Annotated in this window: 21 protein-coding genes and 1 tRNA gene; 11 read left to right on the top strand and 11 right to left on the bottom strand. The window is 61.7% G+C overall.

Going from position 1 to position 25,857, the window contains the following annotated elements; translation table 11 throughout:
• The coding region (locus EPO09_RS04290) for a M20/M25/M40 family metallo-hydrolase (protein WP_290640528.1) at positions 1-496 on the top strand (496 nt) is incomplete at its 5' end.
• On the opposite strand, the gene EPO09_RS04285 is transcribed toward EPO09_RS04290, so the two are convergent.
• Positions 462-1,154, bottom strand: a complete 693-nt coding sequence (locus tag EPO09_RS04285; protein ID WP_290640526.1) for a hypothetical protein — start codon at positions 1,152-1,154, stop codon at positions 462-464. The genes EPO09_RS04290 and EPO09_RS04285 overlap by 35 nt on opposite strands.
• 150 nt (positions 1,155-1,304) lie before the next feature.
• Between EPO09_RS04285 and EPO09_RS04280 the strand changes: the two genes are divergently transcribed.
• Positions 1,305-1,937, top strand: a complete 633-nt coding sequence (locus EPO09_RS04280) for a TetR/AcrR family transcriptional regulator (RefSeq protein WP_290640524.1) — start codon at positions 1,305-1,307, stop codon at positions 1,935-1,937.
• Here EPO09_RS04280 and EPO09_RS04275 read toward each other — a convergent pair.
• Positions 1,909-2,607 carry an RNA ligase family protein gene (locus EPO09_RS04275; RefSeq protein WP_290640522.1) on the bottom strand — a complete coding sequence of 233 codons (699 nt, stop codon included), beginning with the start codon at positions 2,605-2,607 and terminating at the stop codon, positions 1,909-1,911. The two genes, EPO09_RS04280 and EPO09_RS04275, sit on opposite strands and share 29 nt — an antisense overlap.
• Before the next feature lie 9 nt (positions 2,608-2,616).
• Positions 2,617-3,177, bottom strand: coding sequence for a hypothetical protein (locus tag EPO09_RS04270; RefSeq protein WP_290640519.1), 561 nt, complete (start codon positions 3,175-3,177; stop codon positions 2,617-2,619).
• 105 nt (positions 3,178-3,282) lie between these two features.
• Here EPO09_RS04270 and EPO09_RS04265 point away from each other — a divergent pair, with 105 nt between their 5' ends.
• Both EPO09_RS04265 and EPO09_RS04260 read left to right on the top strand, forming a co-directional pair.
• Complete coding sequence (locus tag EPO09_RS04265) at positions 3,283-5,076, top strand: AAA family ATPase (RefSeq protein WP_290640517.1); 1,794 nt, start codon at positions 3,283-3,285, stop codon at positions 5,074-5,076.
• On the top strand, positions 5,060-5,734 hold the full coding sequence (locus tag EPO09_RS04260; protein WP_290640515.1) for a general secretion pathway protein GspB: 675 nt from the start codon (positions 5,060-5,062) through the stop codon (positions 5,732-5,734). The genes EPO09_RS04265 and EPO09_RS04260 overlap by 17 nt, the downstream gene beginning before the upstream one ends.
• Here the strand turns inward: EPO09_RS04260 and EPO09_RS04255 are convergent.
• Both EPO09_RS04255 and ompR read right to left on the bottom strand, forming a co-directional pair.
• Positions 5,728-7,089: an ATP-binding protein gene (locus EPO09_RS04255; RefSeq protein WP_290640513.1), complete on the bottom strand. Its 1,362-nt coding sequence runs from the start codon at positions 7,087-7,089 to the stop codon at positions 5,728-5,730. The two genes, EPO09_RS04260 and EPO09_RS04255, sit on opposite strands and share 7 nt — an antisense overlap.
• Entirely contained in the window at positions 7,086-7,811 is a 726-nt protein-coding gene (gene ompR, locus EPO09_RS04250; RefSeq protein ID WP_290640511.1) for a two-component system response regulator OmpR, read from the bottom strand. Before ompR ends, EPO09_RS04255 begins: the two co-directional genes overlap by 4 nt.
• Before the next feature lie 260 nt (positions 7,812-8,071).
• Between ompR and EPO09_RS04245 the strand changes: the two genes are divergently transcribed.
• On the top strand, positions 8,072-9,070 hold the full coding sequence (locus tag EPO09_RS04245) for a hypothetical protein (protein WP_290640509.1): 999 nt from the start codon (positions 8,072-8,074) through the stop codon (positions 9,068-9,070).
• Positions 9,071-9,114: 44 nt separating this feature from the next.
• Positions 9,115-9,384 (top strand): cysteine rich repeat-containing protein, encoded by a 270-nt coding sequence (locus EPO09_RS04240; protein WP_290640507.1) that lies wholly within the window; start codon positions 9,115-9,117, stop codon positions 9,382-9,384.
• Here EPO09_RS04240 and modD read toward each other — a convergent pair whose 3' ends face one another.
• From modD to cphA (EPO09_RS04225), 3 genes are all read right to left on the bottom strand, one after another.
• Positions 9,385-10,230, bottom strand: a complete 846-nt coding sequence (gene modD, locus EPO09_RS04235) for a ModD protein (RefSeq protein WP_290640505.1) — start codon at positions 10,228-10,230, stop codon at positions 9,385-9,387.
• Positions 10,231-10,369: 139 nt separating this feature from the next.
• Positions 10,370-12,949, bottom strand: coding sequence for a cyanophycin synthetase (gene cphA / locus EPO09_RS04230; RefSeq protein WP_290640503.1), 2,580 nt, complete (start codon positions 12,947-12,949; stop codon positions 10,370-10,372).
• Between the two features lie 29 nt (positions 12,950-12,978).
• Positions 12,979-15,198: a cyanophycin synthetase gene (cphA, locus tag EPO09_RS04225; RefSeq protein WP_290640501.1), complete on the bottom strand. Its 2,220-nt coding sequence runs from the start codon at positions 15,196-15,198 to the stop codon at positions 12,979-12,981.
• A 168-nt stretch (positions 15,199-15,366) separates the two neighbouring features.
• Here cphA (EPO09_RS04225) and EPO09_RS04220 point away from each other — a divergent pair, with 168 nt between their 5' ends.
• From EPO09_RS04220 to EPO09_RS04205, 4 genes are all read left to right on the top strand, one after another.
• The gene (locus EPO09_RS04220) at positions 15,367-17,628 is read left to right on the top strand and encodes an ABC transporter ATP-binding protein (RefSeq protein ID WP_290640499.1); all 2,262 of its coding nucleotides are present in this window, start codon (positions 15,367-15,369) and stop codon (positions 17,626-17,628) included.
• Positions 17,629-17,647: 19 nt separating this feature from the next.
• Positions 17,648-18,118, top strand: a complete 471-nt coding sequence (locus tag EPO09_RS04215; RefSeq protein WP_290640497.1) for a DUF1854 domain-containing protein — start codon at positions 17,648-17,650, stop codon at positions 18,116-18,118.
• Between the two features lie 222 nt (positions 18,119-18,340).
• On the top strand, positions 18,341-20,062 hold the full coding sequence (locus EPO09_RS04210) for a tetratricopeptide repeat protein (RefSeq protein WP_290640495.1): 1,722 nt from the start codon (positions 18,341-18,343) through the stop codon (positions 20,060-20,062).
• A gap of 150 nt (positions 20,063-20,212) precedes the next feature.
• Complete coding sequence (locus EPO09_RS04205) at positions 20,213-22,078, top strand: radical SAM protein (protein WP_290640494.1); 1,866 nt, start codon at positions 20,213-20,215, stop codon at positions 22,076-22,078.
• Between the two features lie 47 nt (positions 22,079-22,125).
• Here the strand turns inward: EPO09_RS04205 and EPO09_RS04200 are convergent, their stop codons facing one another.
• Positions 22,126-22,842: a hypothetical protein gene (locus EPO09_RS04200; protein ID WP_290640492.1), complete on the bottom strand. Its 717-nt coding sequence runs from the start codon at positions 22,840-22,842 to the stop codon at positions 22,126-22,128.
• A 466-nt stretch (positions 22,843-23,308) separates the two neighbouring features.
• Between EPO09_RS04200 and EPO09_RS04195 the strand changes: the two genes are divergently transcribed.
• Entirely contained in the window at positions 23,309-23,884 is a 576-nt protein-coding gene (locus tag EPO09_RS04195) for a hemerythrin domain-containing protein (protein WP_290640490.1), read from the top strand.
• 3 nt (positions 23,885-23,887) lie between these two features.
• On the opposite strand, the gene EPO09_RS04190 is transcribed toward EPO09_RS04195, so the two are convergent.
• Positions 23,888-25,510 (bottom strand): methyl-accepting chemotaxis protein, encoded by a 1,623-nt coding sequence (locus EPO09_RS04190; RefSeq protein WP_290640488.1) that lies wholly within the window; start codon positions 25,508-25,510, stop codon positions 23,888-23,890.
• Positions 25,511-25,716: 206 nt separating this feature from the next.
• Positions 25,717-25,792, bottom strand: a tRNA-Lys gene (locus tag EPO09_RS04185).
• Positions 25,793-25,857 lie beyond the last annotated feature (65 nt).

Here is a 25,857-nt window from a genome sequence, read left to right as displayed (position 1 = left end):
GATCTCGGTAACGATGATCGAGGCGGGTGAAGCAACCAATGTGATCCCCGATTCGGTGACGATGCAGGGCACCGTGCGCACCTTCACCAACGACACGCTCGACCTGATCGAAACCCGCATGCGCGAGATGACGCAGCACGTGAGTGCCGCCTACGGCGCCACCGCACATTTCGAGTTCAGCCGCAACTACCCACCCACGATCAACCACCCTGCCGAGACGGCCTTCGCACGTCAGGTGATGGCCGAGGTGGCTGGCGCCGACAAGGTGCTGGAGTTCGAACCCACCATGGGTGCAGAAGACTTCAGCTTCTTCCTGCAGGCGCAGCCTGGCGCCTACTTCGTGATCGGCAACGGCGACGGCACCCATCGTGAAGCCGGCCACGGCCTGGGGCCTTGCATGCTGCACAACCCCAGCTATGACTTCAACGATGATCTGATCCCGCTGGGAGCGACCTTGTGGATCAAGCTGGCCCAGCGCTGGCTGGCTCAGCCTTGAACACCTTGCTTCGCTGACACCACAGGCGCCAGCCCAAAGCGGCCAGCAGCAGTAGCGTCGGCAAAGCGTACTCGGGATGCGCCGCCACGCGCTTGCCATTGGCCACCAGAAAGCTGAACCACAGGTAGTGCAGGCCCCAGGTGTGCAAACGCGCCCACCAGACGCGCCCCAGCCACGCTGCAGTGCGGTCGAATGACGTCAAGCCCATCAGGATGATGAACAGATAGGCCACGCCCGGCCCGACGCGTTGCACAGGCGGTGACAAAGATGCGAACAGATCCGGCGCCATCGCTGCCAGGCCGATGATGCCCGCTGCGTGCAGGCCGTGCGAAGTCACCAATAGCCAGCCCCATTGGCGACGATGACGCCGCTGCCAGTTCGACCAAGCACCTGGCCAGGTCTGCGCAGCCGCTTGAGCCGTAAAGGCCAACAGAAAAAACAGCAGCGACGTGCGTGCTGTGGCTCGAATCAGCAGGCGCACGCCTTCTATGCCTGGCGCCCACAACAAGCAGCAAAGGGTCATGGCACCCAAGGCCAAAGCACCCGCAAGCCAGATTCGCCATCGCGCGTCATCCATGGCCATCAACTCGCCAGTTTTGACCTTCTCGTTGCTGTTTGCGCGCGCCTCTTGCGCCCCCCGCTCATTCTGACTTTGCATGACTTTGCTCCTTGATTGCTGCCTTCGCCTTGGATCTCGACAGGATCCTAGGTGGCCAGGTTTCGCGGCACCAAGCAAAATACGCACTGCTTACATTGCACAATTTCAATCCCCACATCACACGGCCAGCAGGTTCATGCACACCACGAGATGAACAACACGAAACGCCCCTACCACCACGGCAAACTCAGGCAAGCCCTGGTCGACATGGCCGTGACCGTGGCCGAAGAAACAGGCAAGGACATCATCAGCGTGCGCGAAGTCGCCCGCCGCCTGGGTGTGTCATCAGGGGCACCGTTTCGGCACTTCCCAAACCGGGAATCGCTGATGACGGCGGTAGCCGAAGAAGCCACCATGCGCCTGAGGCTGAGGGTCGAGCGAGATCTGCTGGCCGCACCGCCTGAACCACTTGCCCGGCTCAAGACATTGGGCCGATCCTTCATCCAATGGGCTTTGCACAACCCGACGCAATTCAAGCTAGTGTCGTCGCGCCGGCTGTTCGAGTTCGACAGTTCGGCGAGCCTGCCCGTGCATTTCGATGCCGTGCGCCAGATCACCTTGAAGCTGGTCACGCAAGCGCAAGAGGCCGGTGAGCTGCCCACAGGCCCGCTACCCGAGTTCGCGCTGGCCTTGCGTGCACTGGCTTATGGTCTGGCCCGCATGCAGGTAGATGGCCAGTTGCCGCAATGGCAGGTGGACGTCAACCAGGCTGAGGCCACCTTGATCTCATCCTTGAATCTGATTGTGGATGGGCTCAGGCCTGTTCGCCCGCATCCCAAGTGATGCGGTTCCACTGCAAGGCACGGCTGCGCCAGTGCTCTTCAATGCTCTGCACGAAGTCGGGGCGGACCAGCTTGCCTCGGTTGATCAACCAATCGTCGTCTTCGTGACGGACGACGACGCCCTCCAGATTGCCATCACGGTAATGACTGCGATGGGCATTGACCCAGTCGGTCAACTGCTTGAGTGAAGTCTGCCCCTGGCTCACGCGAGGCACCTCCCTGATTTGGAGCTTGCCCGCCAGTTCATGGCGGCGACGCGTACTCCAGAAACGACCTGTGGCGCGGTCATACACGTCAAAGGCCAGGAACCAGTCCGGCAGGGTTTCGTAGTCCAGCGAATGCTTGGCCGCACACCACTCGCCAAACAGCATGAGCTGGTCGCCCAGCGCATCGAACAGCGCGTCCTCGCGGATCACCAGCCACTCATCCAGGCGCGCAAACTGGCCGCCGTAGGGCTTGTTGAGATACTGCCCGCGGTTCTGCACATGCAGCACGCCCTCGCTATTGAAGGAGATGCCCATGTTGGCGCCATCCAGCTTTTCTTCGACCACCACATCTTGATCCAGCAAGGCCTTGATCTCTTCGGGCGCCAGCACCTTGTCATCGCGCGGCGAACCTTGAGACAACCAGGCGATGTGCGGCGTGTGAGGGAAACGGAAAAACTCATTCATGCTCGGACCTCATTGGCCAAACTTGTGGATGTGGAACTGATGCAACTCTGCATCGCACAGGAACTGAACACGCACCCCGTGCAGCAGCAAGGCAGGCGACCAGTCCAGCCATTTGGAATCCGCTGCCTGCAGGATCACGGGAGCCTCCGGATGTGTGCGCGCCACGGCCACGAACTTGCGATCGGCCAGATCGAACGCAGCCAGGGCCGGGTCGTCCGGGAAGGCATCGAAACCTCGCGCAGCATGCGTGCTCACGGCAACCTGATCGCATCGCGCAGGGTTGTCCAGTTCATGCAGCAACCAGCGTAAAAAGGCATCACCCTTGCCCTGGCCATTGCTGGCGTGGGTCTTGTGCTGGTACTCACGCACGATCTCGAAGCCCTCGTCCACCGCCACGCGCCCGGATGCCATCAAGGCGTCCAGCCACAGGCCGCAGCGCCGCACGCAGTCCTGGGTAACCCCCTTGTGCTGACCGTTGGCCACGAGGATGACGTTGGTGTCCACCACATAGGTGGCGGCACCTGGGCCGTCCGGCGCAATATGGGGAACGGGGTGACGTGGATGAGGCATGTGTCGATCAGCGTTGACACTTCATTTTGCCCCTGTGAACCCTGTCCGCCTGTGGCGGGATGTCCACTGTCACGGACCGGGCCGCTCTGCGGCTATGCTTGACCCATGTACGCGCAATATTTCGGCCTGAAACAGGCGCCGTTCTCGATCGCGCCCGACCCGCGTTACCTTTTCATGAGCGAACGCCATCGCGAGGCGCTCGCTCACCTGCTGTATGGCGTGGGTGGCGGCGGCGGTTTCGTGGTGCTCACGGGCGAGATCGGCGCGGGCAAGACCACGGTCTGCCGCTGCTTCCTTGAGCAGATCCCGCGCCGCACGAATGTGGCCTACATCTTCAACCCGAAGGTGACCGTGGCCGAGTTGCTCAAATCGGTGTGCGACGAGTTCCGCATCCCTTACGAGCACCAGGGCCCCGGCCAGGCCACGATCAAGGACTACGTCGACCCGCTCAACGAGTTCCTGCTCAAGACGCACGCTGTCGGGCAGAACAACGTCCTGATCATCGACGAAGCCCAGAATCTCTCGCCCGATGTGCTGGAGCAACTGCGCCTGTTGACCAATCTGGAAACCAGCGAACGCAAGCTGCTGCAGATCATGCTGATCGGCCAGCCCGAACTGCGCACCATGCTGGCACAACCGGAGTTGGAGCAACTGGCCCAGCGCGTGATCGCGCATTTCCACCTGGCAGCGCTGTCAGAAGAGGAGACCGGGCAATACATCCAGCATCGGCTGTCGATTGGTGGGCTCAAGCGAGGCCGGCTGTTTGACAGCAAGGCGGTGCGCCGCATCCATCAGCTCACAGGCGGCGTGCCTCGCCGCATCAACCTGCTATGTGACCGGGCCCTGCTCGGCGCCTACGTGGAGAACAAGAGCAAGGTAGACCGCCAGATCGTGGACAAGGCGGCGCAGGAAGTCTTCCAGACTGCCAAACCCAGCGCGTCGCAGCACGCCACCAAACCGGCTGCAGCCGATAGCCAGCTTGACAGCGTCAGGCGCAAAAAGCGCCGACAGGAACCCTGGATGCCCTGGCTTGCAGGCGGCATGCTGTTCGCGGCGATGGCCGGTATTGGCGGCGCGGCCTGGTTGCATCAGCGTCAAAAGGGGCAGACCAACAAGCTGGCGAGCAAGGATGCACCCAGTGCCGCCACACCAGCACGTCCGGCAGCCTCGGCACAGCAGGCAGCGTCGTCGGCACCCATGCCTGGCGGCACCATGAGCACCTTGCTCGCGGCGCCGCCCATTGATGCCCACATGGTTTATCAATCGGCCTTCCGCAAGGAAAAGGACGCGCTGCGCGCCCTGGCACCGATGTGGCAGGTCACGCTTGGCGAAGGCGGCGATGCCTGCACGCAGGCGCAACAGCAAAGCCTGGCCTGCTTCCGCAACAGTGGTGGCCTGGCCTTGATCCGCCAGCTGGAGCGGCCTGTCATCCTGAACCTGCATGACGACCACAATCAAGCCATCTACGCCTTGCTGATCGGCGTGAAGGACCAGACCGCCCTGCTGCAATTCGAAGGCCACGCCTACGCCTTGCCGCTGAGCACACTGGCCAGCATGTGGCGCGGTGACTTCACCACCTTCTGGCGCACGCCGCCTGAATTCAGGATGAAGATCCTGCCAGGCAACACGGGCCCCGTGGTCGATTGGCTTGCCGTTCAACTGAGCAAGATCGACAAGAGCGCCGCACCAAGCGGCAAACAGGTTTTTGATGCGGCCATGCAGTCGCGGGTGTACGCTTTCCAGATGGCGCAGGGGCTCAAACCGGATGGGGTCGTGGGTGCAACCACCTTCATGCTGATCAACCGAGCGATTGGCACGGAGGAACCCCGCCTGCAGACAGGCCAACCTGGCCAGAACAGCCCGTCAATCGCGAGACGAAACGATGTCCTACATCCTTGATGCCCTCAAAAAGGCCGATGCCGAGCGCGAGCGTGGCACGGTGCCGGGCCTGCACTCGCAAGCGCTGGGGCAGGTTGAAGATGACGACAACAGCGCCAGCAAGGCCATCGGGCCTGCTGTGTGGGTCGGTGCCGGCGTGGGCATCAGCCTGATTGCCGTGTTGAGCTGGCAACTGTTGACGCGAGAGCCGGCACCGGTTGCCGGCGCGCAGCCACTTGCCGCCACGCCAGATATGGCCGCCAGAATGGCGCCTCCGGCCGCTCCCCCGCAACACGCCTCGGACCTTGCCCGCAACGCGGTGCCTTATCCACCGCCACCTGCGCCACCATCTGCTGACGACGAGCCCACTCGCGCCATGGCACCACGGGCCGCCCCACCCTTGCAGACCAACAACGGCAAACCCACCTCAGCGCAAGCCCCTGGCGGTGCACGCGTGCCGAGCATCAACGAACTGCCCGACGATGTGAAACGAGACTTGCCCCAATTGGTCATTGGTGGCGCCATGTATTCGGAGACGCCCTCCAGCCGCATGCTGATCATCAACAGCCAGGTCTTCCACGAAGGCGACCAACCTTATCAAGGCCTGGTACTGGAAGAGATCCGGCTCAAATCCGCCGTGTTCAAGTACCGCAGCTACCGCTACGCGATCAACTATTGAGCACCATCGCCCAGCACAAGCGGCCAGCTCAAACGGGCCGTGAGCCCGCCGCCGTCTCGCGGTAGCAAGGCCAGGCTGGCGTGATGCGCCTTGGCAATGCGCTCGACGATGGCCAGCCCCAGCCCTGCGCCGGCATCCTGATGCGACCTGGCCTCGTTGCCCTGAGCAAAGGGCTGCCTGACATGATCGAGCAGATGGGCCGCGATGCCCGGGCCCCGGTCCAACACCTCGATGAACAAGGCCTCTCCGCTCAAACGGGTATGTACCTCAATCGGCGGCCGGCCATGTCTTTGTGCATTGACCACCAGATTGGTCAAGGCGCGGCGCAAGGCCTGGACAGGCAAAGACATCTTCGGCAAGTTGGCCAATTGCAGGCGTATGTCATCGGCGATGGCACCGTCCAGCACGCACATGGCCACCACCTCACGCACCACATCGTTCACATCGACGCTTGCCAGTTGCCCTGGCTGCACATCGCTGGCGCCGTGGCTGGCCCGCGTGAAATCCATGAACTGCACGAGCAGGTGCGCCATGCCGTCGATGCTGCGATCCAGGCTGCTCAACAGTGCGGGGTCGCCTTGCCCTTTGAGCATCTCGGTCGCCAGCCGGATCTTGGTCAAGGGCGTACGCAGGTCATGCGACAGGCCCGCCAGCATCAGCGCCCGCTCCCGCTCATGGCGCGCCAGATCGGCCGCCATGTCATTGAAGCCACGGGCCACCGTGACGATTTCCGCCGGACCTTCTTCCGGCAATACCGGCGGGCGCTCGCCACGCCCCAAGGCTCGGGCCGCCTCCATCACGCGATTCAAGGGCTGATTGAGCCTGCGCTGTATCAGCCACGCACCGCCGATGGCCAGCAAGGCCGACACGATCGATCCCCACACCCAGGCGCGGGACAAGGCATGCCCCGGAACAAGACCAGGCACCGTCAACCAATACGGCACGCCATCCAACGAGACCTGCACGGCCAGGATGCGCCCTTGCTCGCGCCGCCAGCCCAACTCAGCAGACCGCACGGACAGCGACTGCGCAATCTGGTCCACATAGACCTGCTCCAAGGCCGTCAGGCGCTGTTCATCAGGGGGGCGGTTATCAGTATCCGGCTCCTGTCGCAAGGCGGCTTGCTCCTGCACATTCATCCGCGCCACGAATGGCTCACGTTGATTCGGCGGCAATCCAGCCAGGCCTGCCTGCAAAGACTGAATGTGCCTGGCCGCGCTCAATGCGGCCTGACGGACACGCGGCTTCATCACCAGTTCGCGGAACAAGCCGGCACTGCTCAACTGCGCCACGATGATCAGGACAACGATCAGCAGCAGGTTGCGATGGAACAGCGAGCGAGGCAGCCAGGTCATGCGCCGGCCTTGTCTGGATGGGGCACAAACACGTAGCCTACGCCCCAGACGGTCTGGATATGGCGCGGGCTGGACGGATCGGTCTCGATCAGGCGGCGCAAACGCATCACCTGAACGTCGATGCTGCGATCGGTAGCCTCGTGATCGCGCCCCCGGGTCAACTCGATCAGGCGGTCGCGCCCCAACGGCCTGTTGGCGTTCATGACCAGCGCGTGGAGCAGGTTGAACTCCACCGAGCTGAGCGCCACGTCCTCGCCATCACGCAACAGGCGGCGCTGTGCCGCCAGCAACTGGAAATGCCCGAAGGAAACCGGCTCCTCGCCCAATGGGCCGCCATGTGCCCCGAGCATGCGCTGTCGGCGCACCATGGCCTGCACACGTGCCAGCAATTCACGAGGCAGGAAGGGCTTGGGCAGGTAGTCGTCCGCCCCCATTTCCAGGCCCACAATGCGGTCAACCGGATCGCCCCGGGCCGTGAGCATCAGGATCGGCACCGTTTCGCCCTGCGCCCGCAAGCGCCTGCACAAGGACAGCCCGTCCTCGCCGGGCATCATCACATCCAGCACCAGCACATCGAAACGCTCCCGCGCCAGTAGCTTCTCCGCCGCTGCGGCATCGGCGGCCGCGCGCACCTGCATGCCCTGCTCGCCCAGGTAGCGCTGCAACAGGCTGCGCAAATCGGCTTCATCATCGGCAATCAGGATTCGGGCTGCGTCGCTCATGTTGCTCACGGTCTGTCAGGGCTGTGTCTGCGTGAATTCTGTGTGAATGATAGGCGCCGGTGCCATCCAGCCGATGCGCCCTCGTCACGCGTGCGGGCTCAAAATCATGACAAGCGGTGACAAAGCCGGATAGCGCTGTCATCGCTTGCCATGGATGTCACGTTGTCAGTCTGGTGCGCGGCCTGCGTTTGCGACACAGTCGCTTCGCACCCCCAACACACCGGCGCACCATCCGCCGGCCACGACAAAAGGAACATGCCATGCGCGCACTCACACTGGGCACTGTCGGACTGCTCACCGCCTTGACCGGGCACGCCACAGACATCGCAGGCCGCATCCCCTTGCCGCAACGCGCCGAGGCAGCACGCAGCACGGCCAACGACGCGGCAGCCTGCAAAGCAGCTCAGCCCTTCTTCTGGGAGGTCGGCAACGCGGAGCGCGCGCTTGCAGCTGGCCAGGCTGGCGACAAGGCACCCGGCGCACAAACTCAGATGGCCCTTGCATCGGCCTCCAAGTGGCTCTATGGCGCCTACGTGGCGCAAGAACGCCAAGGCAAGCTCACGGACGAAGACATCCGTTTTCTGACATTCGAGAGCGGCTACACCCATTTCCGCATCTGCCTGCCCGGCCAGACGGTCGGCGAGTGCCAGTCCAGCCTGCTCAATGGCCGGGGCCGCATCGACGCCCAGACGGAAGGCCTCTTCGACTACAGCGGCGGCCACATGCAAAAGCATGCCACCTTGATGGGGCTGGGCATGTTCAACAAGGATGAACTGGCAACTGCCATCAAACACGGCCTGCGCCCCATCGGGCCGGATTGGGACATCAGCTACAGCCAGGCCCAGCTGGCCGGAGGCGGTGTGGGCACGGCAGCCCAATACAGCCGCTTCCTGCGCGCCGTGCTCAAGAACGATCTGCAAATCGGCGCCCTGCTGGGTACGCACGCGGTGTGCACGAACCCGGCCACCTGTCCCAATGAGGCGGTCAAGACGCCGATCCCTCAAACCGAAACCTGGCACTACTCGATTGGCCACTGGGTTGAAGACGATCCCAAGGTGGGTGACGGCGCCTTCAGCAGCCCCGGCGCTTTCGGCTTCTACCCCTGGATCGACGCCAGCAAGACCTTCTACGGCGTGCTGGCACGCGAAGACCGCAGCGGCCTGCGCTCCGATGACCCGGACCAGAAGCCCGCCGTGCAATCAGTGGATTGCGGACGACTCATTCGGGCAGCGTGGCTGAGCGGCCAGGCCCAACCTTGATTTATTCTGATTCCCCAACGACAGCGCAACAAGGACACATCATCATGAAACTGCATCCATCCACTCTGCTGGGCCTGGCGGCCCTGTCTCTCACCCTGGGTCTGGGCGCTGCACAAGCAGCCGACGGCGTCCGTGATGCCTGCAAGGAAGACGCCAAGACACTGTGCAAAGGCATCCAGCCTGGCGGTGGTCGCATCGCAGCCTGCCTGAAAGAGCACAAGGATGAGGTCTCTGCCGAATGCAAGGACGCCGTCAAGGATCACCGGGGTGATCGTCCCCACCGCCCGGGCCGTCGCGGCAGCGACGCAAGCTGATCAAACGTCACGAGAGAAGCGCACCTCCACATCGCGTGGTGGTGCGTGATACGGCGCCGACGACACCAGGATATCGGCGCCGGCATCAGCGTAGGACACGGCATTGCTGGCATTCACGCCACCCGCCACGGCCAGCGTGGGGTGCAGACGGCTGGCGTGCAATGCAACCTTGCACTGCCTCACAGCCTCAGGCGTGAAGCGCTCCAATTGCAGCACATCCGCCCCCGATGTGGCCATGGCCAAAGCCTCCTGCATGCTGCCCACTTCAACCACCAGCCGCTTCTCAGGCTGGTATTTGCGCAAGCGGCCCACCATGTCGTCGGTGCTCGCATCCAGGAAGACGCGGTGTTCAGGGAACAGCAGCATCGTCTCGGACAAGCCCATGCGGTGCATGATGCCCCCGCCACTCAGTACCGCCTTGACAGACAGCGCGCGCGTACCGGGAAAGGTCTTACGCGTACAGGCCACCGGTTGACTGTGCCCTGCCGCGCGCAGCTCGGTCACCATGCGCGCCACCTCGCTGGCGATGCCACTGGTGTATTCGATCAACGTCTGCGCCACCTTCCAGGCCAGCAACAAGGTCGATGCATGGCCATGGGCGCTGATCAACTCGGCGCCCCCCAACACGTGCCGGCCTGAGGGGGTGATCACGGTGGCCACCGCCCCGCACAGCTCGAACAAGCGAGCGGCTTCTTCCGCGCCGCACACCGTCATGGGCTGGCGTGCCGCCATCACGATGCGGCCAGGCATGTCGCCCAGACCAAGCCCCACCGTGGTCAGATCGCCATATGGCGCATCCTCTTGAAGCAGTTTTTGCAGGGCGTCATCAGACAAGGCTCTGAGCATGCTCGGGACTCCGCTGTCGCAATCCCGCCATCATGGCACCAGCCATGTGCTGTGGGCTTGATCTCCCAGAAAAGCACGCGGCCGGGGTGCACATTTCGCACACCCCGGCCGCATCAGCCTTCCATTCAGCAATGGCGGATCAAGCTGCCTGTTGAGAGGCCTCGCAACGCTTGGCCAGATGAGCCAGGGCCTCCTCCACCTGATCGACCAGCACCAGGCACAGGTCGCCGGGTTGCAGGCGATCCAACGCCACGTCGATGGCCACGAATTCACCGCGGATCTCATCGACCTTCTGAGCACGTTGCGCCTTGGCCAGGCCTTCACGCAACAAGTTCAAAACCTCGCCGTCTTCACGGCCACGCTGGCAGGCGTCCTGGAACAGGATCAGATCATCGAAGGCATCCCCCAGAATGGCCGTCTGTTCGCGGATATCTTCATCACGACGATCGCCCGCACCGCTGATGACCACCGAGCGGCGCTTGGCCGGCAAGGCATTCACAGCAGCAACCAGGGCACGCATGGCATCCGGGTTGTGGCCATAGTCGGCGATCACGGTGGCACCGCGGAAGTCCATCACATTGAAGCGACCGGGGGCGTTGTCCGCATCGTTGACGAAGCTGGCCAGACCACGGCGGATGGTGTCCCAGTCCAGGCCAGAACTCCAGGCCGCGCCAATGGCTGCCATGACGTTATCGACCTGGAAGCCGATGCTGCCATTGCGCGTGATGGGAATATCACGCAGCAGCAGGCTTTCGCGCCAGTTGCCCTCGGACACCACGATGGCGTCGCCATCCACACACAGCGTGCGCTTGCCTTGGGCGCGATGCGCCGTCAGCACCGGGTTGTGCGGATCAGCCGCAAAGTAAATGATGCCGCCGGGGCACTTGGGCGCCATCGCCGTGACGATCGGGTCCGTGGCATTGAGCACGGCATAGCCGTTGGGCGCCACGTTCATCACGATCACGCGCTTGAGCACGGCCAGGTCTTCGACGGTCGTGATGTAGTTCAAGCCCAGGTGATCGCCAGCGCCGATGTTGGTCACGACAGCGGTCTGGCAGCGGTCGTAACCCAGGCCTTCGCGCAGGATGCCGCCACGGGCGGTTTCGAACACGGCGGCGTCCACATCCGGGTGCATCAGCACATTGCGGGCGCTCTTGGGGCCGGAGCAATCACCGCTGTCGATCTGACGGCCGTTCACATAGACACCATCGGTGTTGGTCATACCCACACGCAGGCCACTGGTGGCCAGCAGGTGCGCGGTCAGGCGAGCGGTCGTGGTCTTGCCATTGGTGCCGGTCACGGCCACCACGGGAATGCGGCCATCGTCACCGGGCTTGTAGAGCTTGGCCACCATGGCTTCACCCACATTGCGCCCCTTGCCGTAGGAAGGCGACAAGTGCATGCGCAGACCAGGTGCGGCGTTCACTTCCACGATGCCGCCGTTCTGGTCTTCCAGCGGCTTGTGCACGCTTTCGGCCAGCACATCCACGCCGCAGATTTCCAGACCGATGGTCTGGGCAGCGGCAATGGCGCGAGCCGCCACCTCGGGATGCACGTCATCGGTCACATCGGTGGCGGTACCGCCGGTGGACAGGTTGGCGTTGTTGCGCAGAATGACGCGGCGGCCCTTTTCAGGCACCGTTTCAGGCTTGAGACCCTGATCAGACAAACGCGCAATGGCGATGTCATCAAAGCGTATTTTTGTCAGCGAGGTGGCATGACCTTCGCCGCGGCGCGGGTCGGCGTTCACCTTATCGACCAGCGCGCGCACCGTGTGCACGCCATCGCCGATCACATGAGGCGGATCACGACGGGCAGCTGCCACCAGCTTGTCACCCACAACCAGCAGACGGAAGTCGTTGCCGGGCAGGTACTTTTCAACCATCACATCGCCGATATCGGCTGCGGCCTTGAAAGCGATCTCCAGCTGTTCACGGCTGGTGATGTTGACCGTCACGCCCTTGCCCTGGTTGCCGTCCTGCGGCTTGCACACGACCGGCAGGCCGATCTCTTGCGCCACCGCCCAGGCATCATCCACATCATTGACCGGGCGACCGATGGGCACGGGCACACCGGCTGCGGCAAGCAGGCGCTTGGTCAGGTCCTTGTCTTGCGCGATCGATTCGGAGACGGCGCTGGTGTCGTCCACCTCGGCGGCCCAGATGCGGCGCTGCTTGGAGCCCCAGCCGAACTGCACCAGGCTGCCCGTGGTCAAGCGGCGCCATGGGATGCCACGTGCGGCAGCGGCCGTCACGATGGAACCGGTTGAAGGGCCCAGACGCACGTCTTCATCGAGTTCGCGCAGTTCGGCCAGTGCGGCTTCCACATCGAACTCACCACCAGCCAGCGCAGCCTGCAGCAAGGCCTGCGCCTTGTCGAAAGCCAGCCTGCCAACCTGCTCTTCGCTGTACTCCACCACGACCTGGTAGACACCAGTCTCGACCGTCTGCGCGGTGCGACTGAAGGTCACCGGGCAACCGGCTTGCGCCTGCAAGGCCAGCGCGGAGGCTTCCAGCACATGGGCCAGGCTGATCTGCCCAGGGCGGCCATCGGGACGCAGAGGCCCCAGCGAAGGAAAGATCTTGCGCAAGGCGTCTTCAAAACCAGGCAACTGGTCAATGGCGCGCTCTTGGGGTTCGCACGACACAACGGCCTCAATGGCAGTGTGACGACTCCAGAGATTGGGACCGCGCAGGGCCCTGATGCGTGAAACGTCCATCAGCGTATTCTCTTGTTTGAGCGCACCGTTCAGCGAACGGCTTTGGGAGAAGGATCAAAGGTTTCAAGGCCTGCGGCGATCAGCTCGGGCGGGATGCCCAAAGCCCAGGCCACTGCCACAGCGGCCAGCAGCGACTTGACGCTGGAGCCGGGGATGGCGTGATCGCTGCCTGCGCCGATCATGCGACGCGCCGCGGCGCTGTTCAGATCAGCGCAACGCACGGGCATATAGCCGTTGTGCGTCAGCAGCACGTGGTGCCCCTCGATCGACACGGTGCGGCCGCCCTTGGCGCGGTGCGCCACCATGGCCGGGTTGTGGTGATCCAGATCGTAGAAGATGACTTCGCCGTCGCACAGATCAGCCATCTCGACCAGACGATCGTCTGCGGCATTGAGCACCGCCACGCCATCGGGCAGCACCACGTCCACCTGGGTGCGCAGCACCTTGAACATCTGCCCGGTCTCGTGGATATCGTGCTCAGCCAGGGTCTGATCGACAGGTGCCTCCGCACCCAGCAGATCGGTCACCACGCCCACGGCGCAGCGGTCATAAGCCAGGCCGTCGTTGAGGATGCTGGCCGCACCGTTTTCCAGCACGACCGCGTTGACCTCGCGATTCATCAGCAAGCGTTGACCAGCGTCCCAGTTGGCACGGTCGCCCGCTTCAACGCGGCGGCTACCCAGGTAGAGGCCTTCACGACACGCCAGGCCCACGTGCTTGCCGCTCAGGTGCAGCAGCCAGGCCGTCAGGCGAGCGATGTTGCTGGTGCCTTGTGACCCGGCCACGCCGATGATGGGCACACGGCCAGACGCACCCTCATCGAACAGGTGATCCACGATGGCCTTGCCAACCGGGCGTGGCAAGCCTTCTGCCGGCTTCAAGTGCATCAGCAGACCAGGGCCTGCGTTGACTTCCACCACCGCGCCACCTTGCGCCAGCAAGGGCTTGGAGATGTCTTCGGCCACCACGTCCACACCGGCGATGTCCAGGCCCACCACGCGGGCAGCCAGGCCAACCAGATAAGCCACATCGGGATGGACGTCATCGGTGCAATCCAGCGCGACGTTGCCATTGCGTTGAATCAGCACGCGACGGCCTTCGGCGGGCACGGCTTGCGCAGTCAGGCCCTGACGTTGCAGATCCAGCAGCACCACTTCATCTTCTGCGATGTTGATGCGGTTGAGCGGGAAGTCTTCCGTCAGGCCACGGCGAGGGTCGGTATTGAGTTGCAGGTCGATCAACTCGACCACGGTGGACTTGCCGTCGCCCGTCACCCAGGCGGATTCGCCACGAGCCGCTGCCACGACCTTGCCGCCGACCACCAGGATGCGGTGCTCGTCGCCACGGATGTAGCGCTCGACCAGCACTTCGGAGCCATGCTGTTCGGCCAGCTTGAAGGCCGCTTCCACGTCTTCACGCGAGTTCAAATCCAGCGACACGCCCCGGCCATGGTTGCCGTCGCTCGGCTTGACCACCACGGGCACGCCGATGTCCTCAGCGGCTTCCCAGGCCTCGTCCGCCGAATTGACAATCTGGCCTTCCGGCACCGGCACACCGCAGGACTTGAGCAGGCTCTTGGTCAGGTCCTTGTCGCGGGAGATTCCTTCAGCGATCGCGCTGGTCAGGTCGGACTCGGCCGTCCAGATGCGCCGCTGGGCGGCGCCATAACCCAGCTGAACCAGGTTGCCATCATTGAGGCGGATGTGGGGAATGCGACGGTCGGTCGCGGCCCCCACGATGGCCGCAGTTGAGGGGCCAAGGTAGTAATCGTCGATGTGGGTGCGGACTTCTTCGACCGCCTTGTCCACATCGAAAGGCTCGTCGTTGATCGCGGCCATCAGCAAGGCGTGGCCCTCTTTCAGGGCGGTACGGGCGACTTGTTCATCACGCGCACGGAAAACCATGCGGTAAACGCCATGCTGTGAAGTGCTGCGGGTCTGGCCAAAACCGGTGGGCATGCCCGCCAGGTTCAGCAACTCGATGACCACGTGTTCCAGGATGTGCCCGGCCCAAGTGCCTTCAGTCAAACGCTCGATGAAACCGCCCCGCTCGCCCACGCCGCAGTGGTGCTCGACCAGCGCCGGCATCAGCTTCGTGAGGCGATCATTGAAGCCGGGCAGCTTGTTGGAAGGGAAATCCTCCAGCTCGCCCAGGTCCAGCCAGACTTCCAGCACCGGACGGTAAGTCCAGATATTGGGGCCACGCAGGTAGTTGATGCGCAGCAGCTTGATGTCGTTCTTTTTGCTCATGTCCAGCGGGGGTAAAGCGTCCGTTTGGTCAGTGGGACCGGCTGGGGAATCGGGTAAACCCGATATTGTGCCTTGCTTAACGCCCTCCATCGCCGGGCGATGAGGGAAAATGGCGGGTTCCGCTCGCAGGTCATCCGAACAGGTGCCCTCACGCGTTAGTACCGAACCATGCACAAAAACCATCCAGTTGACGCCCACAGGCATCATGCCGATCAAGACCCGACCAGAGCAGAATTGCCGCTGGCCTCAGATGAAAACGTATTGAGTCGGCTGGAGGTTGACTTGGACGCTCAACTTCGGTTCGAAGCGTCCCCTATCGTGCTGACCGAGCGGCGTTTGCTGGCCCGGCCCGCAGGAGAAACCGCCTGGCAAAGCTGGCCGCTGACACCGGATCTGCAGTTGCGTCAACACGATCACGCGGGCGTCGGCACGCTGGAATTGCACGATGCGAATCAGCGCCTCGCATTCTGGCGTTTCACGCTGGACGTTCAGGTGCAGGTGCTGCGTCTGCTGGAACAGTTCGAGCGCCGCCAGCTCACCCTGAAAACCGGACAAGCGCCTGAAGAGGACGACAGCACCCAGTGCCCGACCTGCAAGGCCCAGCTCCCGCCGGACAGCGATGAATGTCCGGTTTGCACACGCGAATTGCAAACGCCCCCCTCGACCTGGGTGCTGCTGCGCCTGTGGCGCTTCGCCAAGCCATATCAAGGGCAACTGTTGGCCGGCTTCCTGCTGACCCTGGCTTCAACGGCCGCCACACTGGTGCCGCCCTACCTGACCATCCCGCTGATGGACAAGGTGCTGATCCCCTTCCAGACCACACGCAGCATCGACCCATGGCTGGTGGCCATGCTGATGGGCGGCCTGCTGGGTTCGGCCCTGCTCGCTTGGGGCCTGGGCTGGGCTCGCACCTACCTGCTGGCCCTGGTGTCCGAACGCATCAGCGCCGACCTGCGCACCACCACGTTTGACCACCTGCTCAACCTGTCGCTGGACTACTTCGGCAGCAAACGCACGGGTGATCTGATGTCGCGCATCGGCTCCGAGACCGACCGGATCAGCGTGTTCCTGTCCTTGCATGCGCTCGACTTCGCCACCGATGTGCTGATGATCGGCATGACGGCCATCATCCTGTTCTCCATCAACCCCTGGCTGGCGCTGGTCACCTTGATCCCCCTGCCCTTCATCGCCTGGATGATCCATCTTGTGCGAGAAAAGCTGCGCACCGGTTTCGAGAAAATCGACCGCGTGTGGGGCGAGGTCACCAATGTGCTGGCCGACACCATTCCCGGCATCCGCGTGGTCAAGGCCTTTGCGCAGGAGCACCGCGAATCCAAGCGCTTCCGTGATGCCAACTTGCACAACCTGGAGATCAACGACAAGCTCAACAAGACCTGGTCGCTGTTCTCGCCCACCGTGGCGCTGATGACGGAAATCGGCCTGCTGGTGGTCTGGAGCTTCGGCATCTGGCTGGTCTCCAAAGAGCAGATCACCGTGGGTGTGCTCACGGCCTTCATCGCCTACATCGGCCGCTTCTATGGCCGCCTGGATTCGATGAGCCGCATCGTGTCGGTCACGCAAAAGGCGGCTGCCGGCGCCAAGCGCATCTTCGACATCCTGGATCACGTCTCGAACGTGCCCGAGCCCACCAACCCGGTCAAGCTGAACAATCTGCAAGGCGGTTTGACCATGGAGAGCATCGGCTTTCGTTATGGCAGCCGCTCGGTGATCCGTGGCCTGAACCTGGAGATCAAGCCCGGCGAGATGATTGGCCTGGTGGGCCACAGTGGCTCGGGCAAGAGCACGCTGGTCAACCTGATCTGCCGCTTCTATGACGTGACGGACGGCGCCATCAAGGTCGATGGCGTGGACGTGCGCCGCATCGGCGTATCGGACTTCCGCAAGCACATCGGCCTGGTGCTGCAAGAGCCCTTCCTGTTCTTCGGCACGATTGCCGAGAACATCGCTTATGGCAAACCAGACGCGACCCGCGAAGAGATCGTGGCTGCAGCGCGTGCGGCCCATGCACACGAGTTCATCCTGCGCTTGCCGCAAGGCTATGACTCGCTGGTGGGCGAGCGTGGCCAGGGCTTGTCGGGTGGTGAGCGCCAGCGCATTTCGATCGCACGTGCGCTGTTGATCAACCCGCGCATCCTGATCCTCGATGAGGCCACGTCATCTGTGGACACCGAGACCGAAAAGGAAATCCAGAAGGCGCTGGACAACCTGGTGCAAGGCCGCACGACGATCGCGATCGCGCACCGCTTGTCGACGCTGCGCAAGGCCGATCGCCTGGTGGTAATGGACCGTGGCCAGGTGGTTGAAGTGGGCCCGCATGACGAGTTGATGGCCAAGCAAGGCGCTTACTGGCGCCTGTATGAGGCGCAGGCTCGCAAGGCCGAGCAAGACGCCTTGATCGATGCGGAATGACGAGAAAGCTGAGTCCATCATGAGCACCCCGAACTTTTCTCTCGAACGCAATGCCTTTGGCCGACTCGTGTTCACTGGCGCCGATGGCCAGGCGCATGTAGGCGTGGTGCCCGTGCGCGCCTTTCCGATTGCGGCGCCTGACGAGGGCCTGTCCATCGTGAGCCCGGATGGGCATGAGCTGGCCTGGGTGGATCGCATCAGTGGCCTGCCGTCAGCCATGCGCCTGCTGTTGGAAGAAGAACTGGCCAGCCGCGATTTCGCGCCGGTGATCAGAGCCATCGAGGCTGTTTCTACCTTCTCTACGCCGAGCACCTGGACTGTCAGTACAGACCGAGGTCGTACCGACTTTGTGCTCAAGACCGAAGACGACATCCGCCGACTGGGTGAAGGCCGCTTGCTGATCACGGGCGGGCATGGTGTGAGCTTCATGGTGCAAGACCGGCTGGCGCTGGACAAGCATTCGCGGAAGTTGCTTGAGCGCTTCTTGTGATGGTTTGAAGCGCTTCGTCAGGGGAGCGCAAGGCGGAGTCTGAGTCGGCCTGTGGCCAGGCTTCACGTTGGTGGCCCTGCCCTTGGCGGGGCTGCCTTGCGATGCTCGCCAGAACGTGAGCCACGACAAACGGAAATCACCGCGATCAACCATGAACCTAGCACTTCATGATGCCTAGAATGCCAGATCAAATGGAACGCCAACGATCAAAAAGGGACGGTTGTGAAATTTCAAATTGGTATCCGCGCATGTTGCGCATGGCTGATCATGACGGCGCTCACGTCGATGTCCGTGCGGGCTCAAATCGCCAACCCGCCGACACCCGGGCCAAGCAGTACGGCATCCGGGGCGAACGACGACACAATCAACCGGAATGAAGATGCCATCTCGCGGTTGATCGTGACACAAGATGCTGACGGGCGCTGGCTAGCGACATGCGAGATTGCCATGGCGGCCAAACGCTTCCCGCCTCTGCTGACGATAAATGCGTCAGCGACATCATCACCAACGGGGCCTTTTTTCACGGCCCCAGTGCCTGTGAATCCAAATGAGCGCGCGCGATCCTATACGGTTGAATTGGTTCGACCTGACGTCTTCTCAGATAGCTACAACACCCAACTCAACATCGTTGAACGAACTCACAAACAGGTTCAAACGGAATGGGTCGTAGCCACATTGAAAGGACTCAAGGATGATGGACGCCCCTATGAAATCAAAAAGGTGATCAAGCAAACCATCAAGTGGCCAGACAGACAAATTTGGGAGGCAGATCGGAGCATACGGAATGACGGTCCATCGACGTCCCTTGCCAACGCTGTACGATTGATTGATGAGGGCACCAGGGAGTCATTGTTTGACGCCAGAACCTTGCTGGAGCGCCTGCTACTAAAAAACGGAAAGATAACTGGCGCATACATCGAAATGGCCAGAGTCGCCATGAAAACCAACTGGGGGCCAGAAGGCCTGCATCAAGCCAGACGATACCTTGACTCGGCATTGAGCATTGATTCCACCAGTGTGAATGCCCTCATTCTGAGAGGCTACGTGTCCGCGCACCAGGGGCACTATAAAGACGCGGAAAAGGATTTCACAAGTGCATCTCAGTCAAATCCACCTAATCTTTGGCTTTGGTCCAACTGGGGCGAACTATTGATGATGCAGGGGCAAACCGAGGCTGCCATCAAGATGTACCAAAAGGCAATCAATCACCCGCCTACGCATGACACATACGATCGTGCTCGCGCTGATGCATTCGAGAAATTGATAGCCATCTACGAAGGCAAACACGATCTGGACGCTCTTGAAAAACTACACAAAAACAGAGTGCGCGATTTTGGAGAAGATAGTTGCCATGTTGTCAGCTATGCCTTGTTTGCCGTGCAGGAGAAAGATGATCCCGATGTCGCCATTGACTTGCTGAAGGATGCAAACCCGTCGGACTGTCAATTCAACAGTTCGAAAGAGGCCCTTGGTATGGCGTATTACATGAAGTGGTCTCGCGCCAGTGAGGCCAAGCGCCTCGAATACATAAACCGTGCGCGGGTGTACTTCCCTGTTGGTTCCAGACTTTTCTACCGCCTGGGGTCAAGCGTTGTCACCTTGAAAGCTGCGACCTCTTTGGTGAAAGCCGGGGAAATGGTGGACCAGAAAGACAACGATGGCATGACGGCACTAGCCTATGCCGTCAAAGATCACGAATATGACACCGCAGGCAGACTGATCAAGGTCGGCGCCAACCCCACCGCCACGGTTGGTGAGCAAGCTGTGCCTGTAGCGCTGCTTCCCGTTTTCACCAACGATCCACAGGGGATCAGGCTGATGAAAAAGTGGGGTGTCAACTACTCAAGCGTCTACTTTCAGGGCGTCAGTGCAATGAACTATGCGCGCAAGATGAACAACAAGAAATTGCTTGATGCGCTGGGAAGTGGTTCTCCAGACATTTGATCCACACTGATATGTGAGCAAACCAGGCGCCAACGAACCAGCGAGCAACGGCACAAAGCCACCTCGCTGGCACAATTCGACCCCATGCCAGCCCAGCCGTCCCAGTCGCCCCAAACAGCCTCCACCCGCGTGTTGTCGATCATCCCCCCGATGACGCAGCTCAACACGCCCTACCCTTCGACGGCTTACCTCACGGGCTTCCTGCGCTCACGTGGTATCGAGGCCTTCCAAGAAGACCTCGCCCTCAAGCTGGTGCTCAAGCTTCTCTCGGCAGAAGGCCTGCAAGCCCTGCGCGAACAGGTTCTGGCCCTGCCACGCAAACGCCAAACGCCCGCCACCCAGTCGTTTGATGAGCAGTTCGAGCAGTACCAACGCACCATCGGCCCGGTACTGCGCTTTCTGCAAGGCCGCGACCCCACGCTGGCGCACCGCATCTGCAACCGCAGCTTCCTGCCTGAAGGCCCGCGCTTCGCGTCCATCGACAGCTACACCGTTGGCGAAGAGGGCGACGAGCCCCTGGCCTGGGCCTTCGGCGCGCTGGGCACGGCCGACCGAGCCAAGCACATGGCCACGCTCTACCTCAATGACCTGGCCGATGTGCTGCGCGATGCCGTGGACGAACGCTTCCAGTTCGTGCGCTATGCCGAATCCCTGGCCACCAGCCAGCCCAGCTTCGACCCGCTGGCCCAGGCCCTGGTGGCCGAGCCCAATCTGATCGACCGCACGCTGCAGGCCCTGGCCATTGAAGCCATCGAGCGCCATCAGCCCACGCTGGTGCTGTTGTCCACGCCCTTCCCTGGCAACGTCTACGCAGCCTTGCGCATCGCCCAGGCCATCAAGGCCCATGCACCTCACATCGCCATTGGCTGGGGCGGCGGCTTCGTCAACACCGAGCTGCGAGAACTGGCCGAGCCCCGGGTGTTCGACTTCGTGGACTTCGTGTCACTCGACGCCGGCGAGCGCCCCTTGCTCGCCTTGATCGAACACCTGCAAGGCCAACGCTCGGTACAGCGCCTGGTGCGCACCTTCATGCGCGATGCCGATACAGGCACCGTGAAGTACCAGAACTGGCAAGAGCCCGACATCGCCTTTGCCGAAGTCGGTACGCCCACCTGGGATGGCCTGCCCGTAGATGAGTACCTGTCCCTGCTGGACATGCTCAACCCCATGAACCGCCTGTGGTCTGATGGCCGCTGGAACAAGCTGACCATTGCACACGGCTGCTACTGGAAGAAATGCAGCTTCTGCGATGTCAGCCTGGATTACATCTCGCGCTACGAAAACGCCAACGCCGAGATCCTGGTCGACCGCATCGAGGCCATCGTCAAGGAAACAGGCCAGACCGGTTTTCATTTCGTAGACGAGGCCGCGCCACCCAAAGCCCTGCGCGCGCTGGCGCAAGAGCTCATCAAGCGCAAGCTTCAGATCTCATGGTGGGGCAACATCCGCTTTGAAAAGTCCTTCACGCCCGAGCTGTGCCAGCTGCTGTCTGACAGCGGCTGCATCGCCATCTCGGGCGGGCTGGAGGTCGCATCAGATCGCCTGCTGGCACTGATGAAAAAAGGCGTGTCCGTAGAACAAGTGGCACGCGTGACGCGCTCGTTCACTGAAGCCGGTGTGCTGGTACATGCCTACCTGATGTATGGCTTCCCCACGCAAACGGTGCAAGACACGGTTGATGCGCTGGAGTACGTGCGTCAGCTCTTTGAGAACGGCTGCATCCAGAGCGGCTTCTTCCACCGCTTTGCCTGCACCGTGCATTCGCCCGTTGGGCAGAACCCCGATGAATACGGGATCACACTGCAAGCGCTGCCTCCCGGCAACTTTGCGAAAAACGATGTTGGCTTCATCGACCCCACGGGCGTGGACCACAACGCCATGGGCCGCGCACTCAAGAAGGCGATCTACAACTTCATGCATGGCGTCGAGCTGGATGCCGACGTGCGAAGCTGGTTCGATGTAAAAGTGCCCAGGCCCACCGTGCCCAGGCACACAATTGCGAAAGCGTTGGGCTGACCCTCCCAGGTCCACCGCCATCCCAGCGCAATCGCTTCATCCCCGCATTACATGGCCGGCACGTACGGCTTGGTCGACTTCAGTGCAGGCTTGCGGATGTTGGTGCTGATGTCCTGGGTCAGCGTGCCCATGTCCTCATTCAGCGCGGCAGCAGCCCATGGCTCCAACTGGAGGCCATCGGTAAACACCTGCTTGCCGTCTGCCGTGATCATCAACTTGTCCAGTACTTCATGACCAGTCACGGTCAAAGGAAACTTGTACTTGAGAGCCAAAGGCGTGGCGACATGGAAGTCATAAACGGCGATGTGCTTGCTGACCGCACCAGAGGCCTTGGCATCGCACCAGACCTTCTTGGTCACGTAGTTCAGCGTGAAGTTGGCCAGCGTGACACCCACATAGCTGCCGTCATCCAGCGCACGACGGAACTCCAGCGCCGAACCGATGGCGGAACCTGCCGCGATATTGAGCTTGCTGCCGATCACGATCTCCGTCACAGGCAGGGAGTACGACTGCGCCTTGGGCACAGCCAACTCGCTTTGCACAACAGGCACGTGAGGCACATCGTTAAGCGACGTGGCATTGCCCTTGGCATTGATTTCAAGGTACACCAGGTCGAACAGTTCCAGCACTTTTGCAGGAAACTTCTGAACCGAGTTGGACTGCGTCCATCCGAACGGGATCTTCAAATCAGCGTGGGCAGAAACGGCGGCTGCACTCAGCATGGTCGTGACAGCCAACGAGCGGATAGCGAAAGACATCTTCATGAGTTTGCTCCTCTGGTAAATACGGCGAATCAACGTGGCACACAATTCAGTGATGGGGCATCAGCGAGTTGTTGATTCACATTCGAACGCGTCCCAACTCGCTCGAAATGAGGGGTAACCCGTTTCGGTTACTCGAAATTCGACGCGAATACGCGCAAACCCACCCCCTAGATTCGAAGCACAAGCAAGGGATTCCCCCTTCTCAAGGGCTTTCCCTCCCCGTCTATTGCTTCAGCTCAAAGGACTTCATGGCGAAGCGCCCTGAATGAGCACTTTTGCAAGCAATTGCCGCACATACACACCCACGTCACAGGCTTGCCCCACATCAAGAAAAGGCGGTACAACCCGGGGATGAGGGTGCTCGGTGCATGGATTGACCTAGCGCAAATCCGACCTGCTGCAGGTGTCGAGAATCGAACTCAGTGATATCTCTCACGCGCCCAGCAACCTGACGCAGGAGCCCACCATGTCTGCCGTACTTCAAACCTCTTCCACACAAACCGGCATCCCCAGAGGCCGCGCGATCGAACCTTTTGACGTGCTGGATGCCTGCCATCAGCAAATGGTGACGGCCCTGCAGCAAATGGGTGATCTGGTTGTTCACTTGCAAGACAAGGGCGTCGATGGCAAGACCCAGGAAATGGCCCGCGCCATCTTCCTGTTCTTCATGAACACGGCGCGTCAGCATCACCTGGATGAAGAACGGCACGTCTTCCCTGCACTGATCAACAGCGGCGACGACGAACTCGTGCGCCACACGCTGCGCCTGCAGCAGGATCACGGCTGGATCGAAGAAGACTGGCTGGAACTGGCCCCTCAGTTCGAATCGATCGCTGCGGGCTACAACTGGTTCAACATTGACCAGCTTGCGCACGCCGTTCCCGTGTTCCAGGCGCTGTATCAGGATCACATGGCGCTGGAAGAGTCACTGATCTACCCGGAAGCCAAAGCGCGGATCGCCGAATGGGACCTGCAAGGCATGGGCCGCGAAATGGCACTGCGCCGTCGGGAAGCGGGCAAGCCGATCAAGCCCGGCCAGTGATCGTCAGGATGCGCGGGCAGGCTTGATCCCGCTTGTGGCCACACGAGTTGCCGACCTGCCCCGCCCCTTGCGAGCAGATACCCCCAGCACTTGCCGTTGCTCGGATCGGATGACGCGTGGCGCCAGTGCCGCCACCAGATCGGTAGCCGATTGCCCTCGGGCCTTGTACACGCCACAACCGATGAGCAGGTCGTCAGCCACGGGCTCGACATAGGAGGTCTTGAGGTCGACCACACCCGTCTGGGGATTCGTGAACGCGTAGTCCACCCAGCCGCCACCATGGGCTGCCCGGTCAAACGCCTCGCGGACCAGTCGATCGCCATCCACGCCCGGGTTGTCGCGCACGGCTGAGCCCACCTTGTCTGTCTTGCCGGCAAAGGCTCGATAACGCCCTTGTCGATCAAAGGCAAACACATACATGTCGCGATCAATGAAGGTCTTTTGATCGCTGGTGATCATGCCCAGCGCCTGCTGGCCATGCGACCTGTAAAGCGCAACAGCCTTGTTCACCAGGGACATGGCCTCATCTGCACTGCCCTGACGCAAACGGAATGACTCCACCGCCTCGGCAAGACGATGCGCGCGCTCGCTCAACTGCGTGGAACTGTGAGATGCCTGCTCCACCATGCGCGCATTCTGCTGCGTGATCTCGTCAAGCTGCGCCACGGCTTGTGCCACCTCGCCCAACGCAGCGCTTTGCTCCTGCGACGATGCGGCGATGGTTCGCACTTCAGTCGCCACAGACCGGATGCCGTTGACGATGCGCTCGAAGGTTTCGTGCGTGCCGTTGATCTGGGCGACACCCGTTTCGACGTGCTGCACCGACTCCCCGATGAGTTGCCGAATTTCCTTGGCCGCGGTAGCACTGCGCTGCGCGAGCGAGCGCACTTCAGCGGCCACCACGGCGAAGCCGCGCCCCTGCTCCCCTGCCCGCGCGGCTTCCACTGCCGCATTGAGCGCCAGGATGTTGGTCTGGAACGCGATCCCTTCGATCACGCCAATGATTTCCTGCACCCGACGCGAACTGCTCTGAATATCGAGCACAGAGGCAACAGCACTGTTGACCGCCACGCCGCCATCCTCCGCCATCTGACGCACATCCGACATCGTCTGATCCACGGACGTCGCACTGGCCGCGCTGGCGCTCAAGGCATGGTTGATGTCTCGCACATGGGTGGCGGTTTGCTCCAGGCGTCTGGCCTGGGCATCGGTGCGATCGGCCAAGGCCTGCGTGTCATCTGCCAACTTGATGCCTGCCTGAGCCACCATGGCCGAATTACTGCGAATGTCGGACACCATCTGAGAGATGTGACCCGTGGTCTGATCCAGCGAGTTGCCCATTTCAGCCAGCTCATCCGTGGCACGAAGGCGGATGCGTGTCGCAAAATCACCCGCAGCAAGTTGCGCCACGGAGGCTTGCAGCACGCGCATGGCACCGTGTGTGTTGCGCAACATGCTGCCACCCAGATACAGCGCCAGGACAGCAACGACACCGCCCGACAACAAGATCACGCCCTGCTTGTCTGCCGGCGCGAATGACAAAGCGCACCAACTCATGCCCAGGGTTGGCACCACCAGCAGCACGTACAGCAGCAAGCGCTTGGCTCTGTAAGGCAGGATGCGCATGAGCCGCATGCCTGGCTTTAAAAGCACTTGTAGTAAGGACGGGTTCCCCATGATGACATCCTCGCTTCGACGAAGCACGACAGACGGACCGCAAACACGGTCGACATCGCTATATCGGCAAGACGCAATGGGGATGAAGCCTGAAGCAGGCAGCGAAGGCACCAAAGAAAAAAGGACCTGTCTTTCGACAAGTCCTTTTTAAATTTTGGTGGGCCCCGACAGATTCGAACTGTCGACCAACGGATTAAGAGTCCGCTGCTCTACCAACTGAGCTAGGAGCCCGCACCTGGCATCTTCTTGCGAAGACCGCTAGAACTGGTTATCTAGCGAAGACTTAGATTATATAC

The organism is Aquabacterium sp. (genome assembly GCF_004297345.1).
In the GTDB taxonomy this organism is placed as follows: domain Bacteria; phylum Pseudomonadota; class Gammaproteobacteria; order Burkholderiales; family Burkholderiaceae_C; genus Aquabacterium.
This window is presented reverse-complemented; position numbering and strand designations above follow the sequence as displayed.

What these genes read in the sequence shown, in the direction of transcription:
- EPO09_RS04245 (WP_290640509.1), top strand. Translation starts at nt 8,072, where the DNA reads ATGCGCGCACTCACACTGGGCACTGTCGGACTGCTCACCGCCTTGACC.
- EPO09_RS04205 (WP_290640494.1), top strand. Translation starts at nt 20,213, where the DNA reads ATGACGCAGCTCAACACGCCCTACCCTTCGACGGCTTACCTCACGGGC.
- EPO09_RS04195 (WP_290640490.1), top strand. Translation starts at nt 23,309, where the DNA reads ATGTCTGCCGTACTTCAAACCTCTTCCACACAAACCGGCATCCCCAGA.
- EPO09_RS04200 (WP_290640492.1), bottom strand. Translation starts at nt 22,842, where the DNA reads ATGAAGATGTCTTTCGCTATCCGCTCGTTGGCTGTCACGACCATGCTG.
- modD (WP_290640505.1), bottom strand. Translation starts at nt 10,230, where the DNA reads ATGCTCAGAGCCTTGTCTGATGACGCCCTGCAAAAACTGCTTCAAGAG.
- EPO09_RS04215 (WP_290640497.1), top strand. Translation starts at nt 17,648, where the DNA reads ATGAGCACCCCGAACTTTTCTCTCGAACGCAATGCCTTTGGCCGACTC.
- EPO09_RS04255 (WP_290640513.1), bottom strand. Translation starts at nt 7,089, where the DNA reads ATGACCTGGCTGCCTCGCTCGCTGTTCCATCGCAACCTGCTGCTGATC.
- EPO09_RS04270 (WP_290640519.1), bottom strand. Translation starts at nt 3,177, where the DNA reads ATGCCTCATCCACGTCACCCCGTTCCCCATATTGCGCCGGACGGCCCA.
- EPO09_RS04260 (WP_290640515.1), top strand. Translation starts at nt 5,060, where the DNA reads ATGTCCTACATCCTTGATGCCCTCAAAAAGGCCGATGCCGAGCGCGAG.
- EPO09_RS04280 (WP_290640524.1), top strand. Translation starts at nt 1,305, where the DNA reads ATGAACAACACGAAACGCCCCTACCACCACGGCAAACTCAGGCAAGCC.
- EPO09_RS04275 (WP_290640522.1), bottom strand. Translation starts at nt 2,607, where the DNA reads ATGAATGAGTTTTTCCGTTTCCCTCACACGCCGCACATCGCCTGGTTG.
- EPO09_RS04265 (WP_290640517.1), top strand. Translation starts at nt 3,283, where the DNA reads ATGTACGCGCAATATTTCGGCCTGAAACAGGCGCCGTTCTCGATCGCG.
- EPO09_RS04220 (WP_290640499.1), top strand. Translation starts at nt 15,367, where the DNA reads ATGCACAAAAACCATCCAGTTGACGCCCACAGGCATCATGCCGATCAA.
- EPO09_RS04285 (WP_290640526.1), bottom strand. Translation starts at nt 1,154, where the DNA reads ATGCAAAGTCAGAATGAGCGGGGGGCGCAAGAGGCGCGCGCAAACAGC.
- cphA (WP_290640501.1), bottom strand. Translation starts at nt 15,198, where the DNA reads ATGAGCAAAAAGAACGACATCAAGCTGCTGCGCATCAACTACCTGCGT.
- EPO09_RS04240 (WP_290640507.1), top strand. Translation starts at nt 9,115, where the DNA reads ATGAAACTGCATCCATCCACTCTGCTGGGCCTGGCGGCCCTGTCTCTC.
- EPO09_RS04190 (WP_290640488.1), bottom strand. Translation starts at nt 25,510, where the DNA reads ATGCGCATCCTGCCTTACAGAGCCAAGCGCTTGCTGCTGTACGTGCTG.
- cphA (WP_290640503.1), bottom strand. Translation starts at nt 12,949, where the DNA reads ATGGACGTTTCACGCATCAGGGCCCTGCGCGGTCCCAATCTCTGGAGT.
- ompR (WP_290640511.1), bottom strand. Translation starts at nt 7,811, where the DNA reads ATGAGCGACGCAGCCCGAATCCTGATTGCCGATGATGAAGCCGATTTG.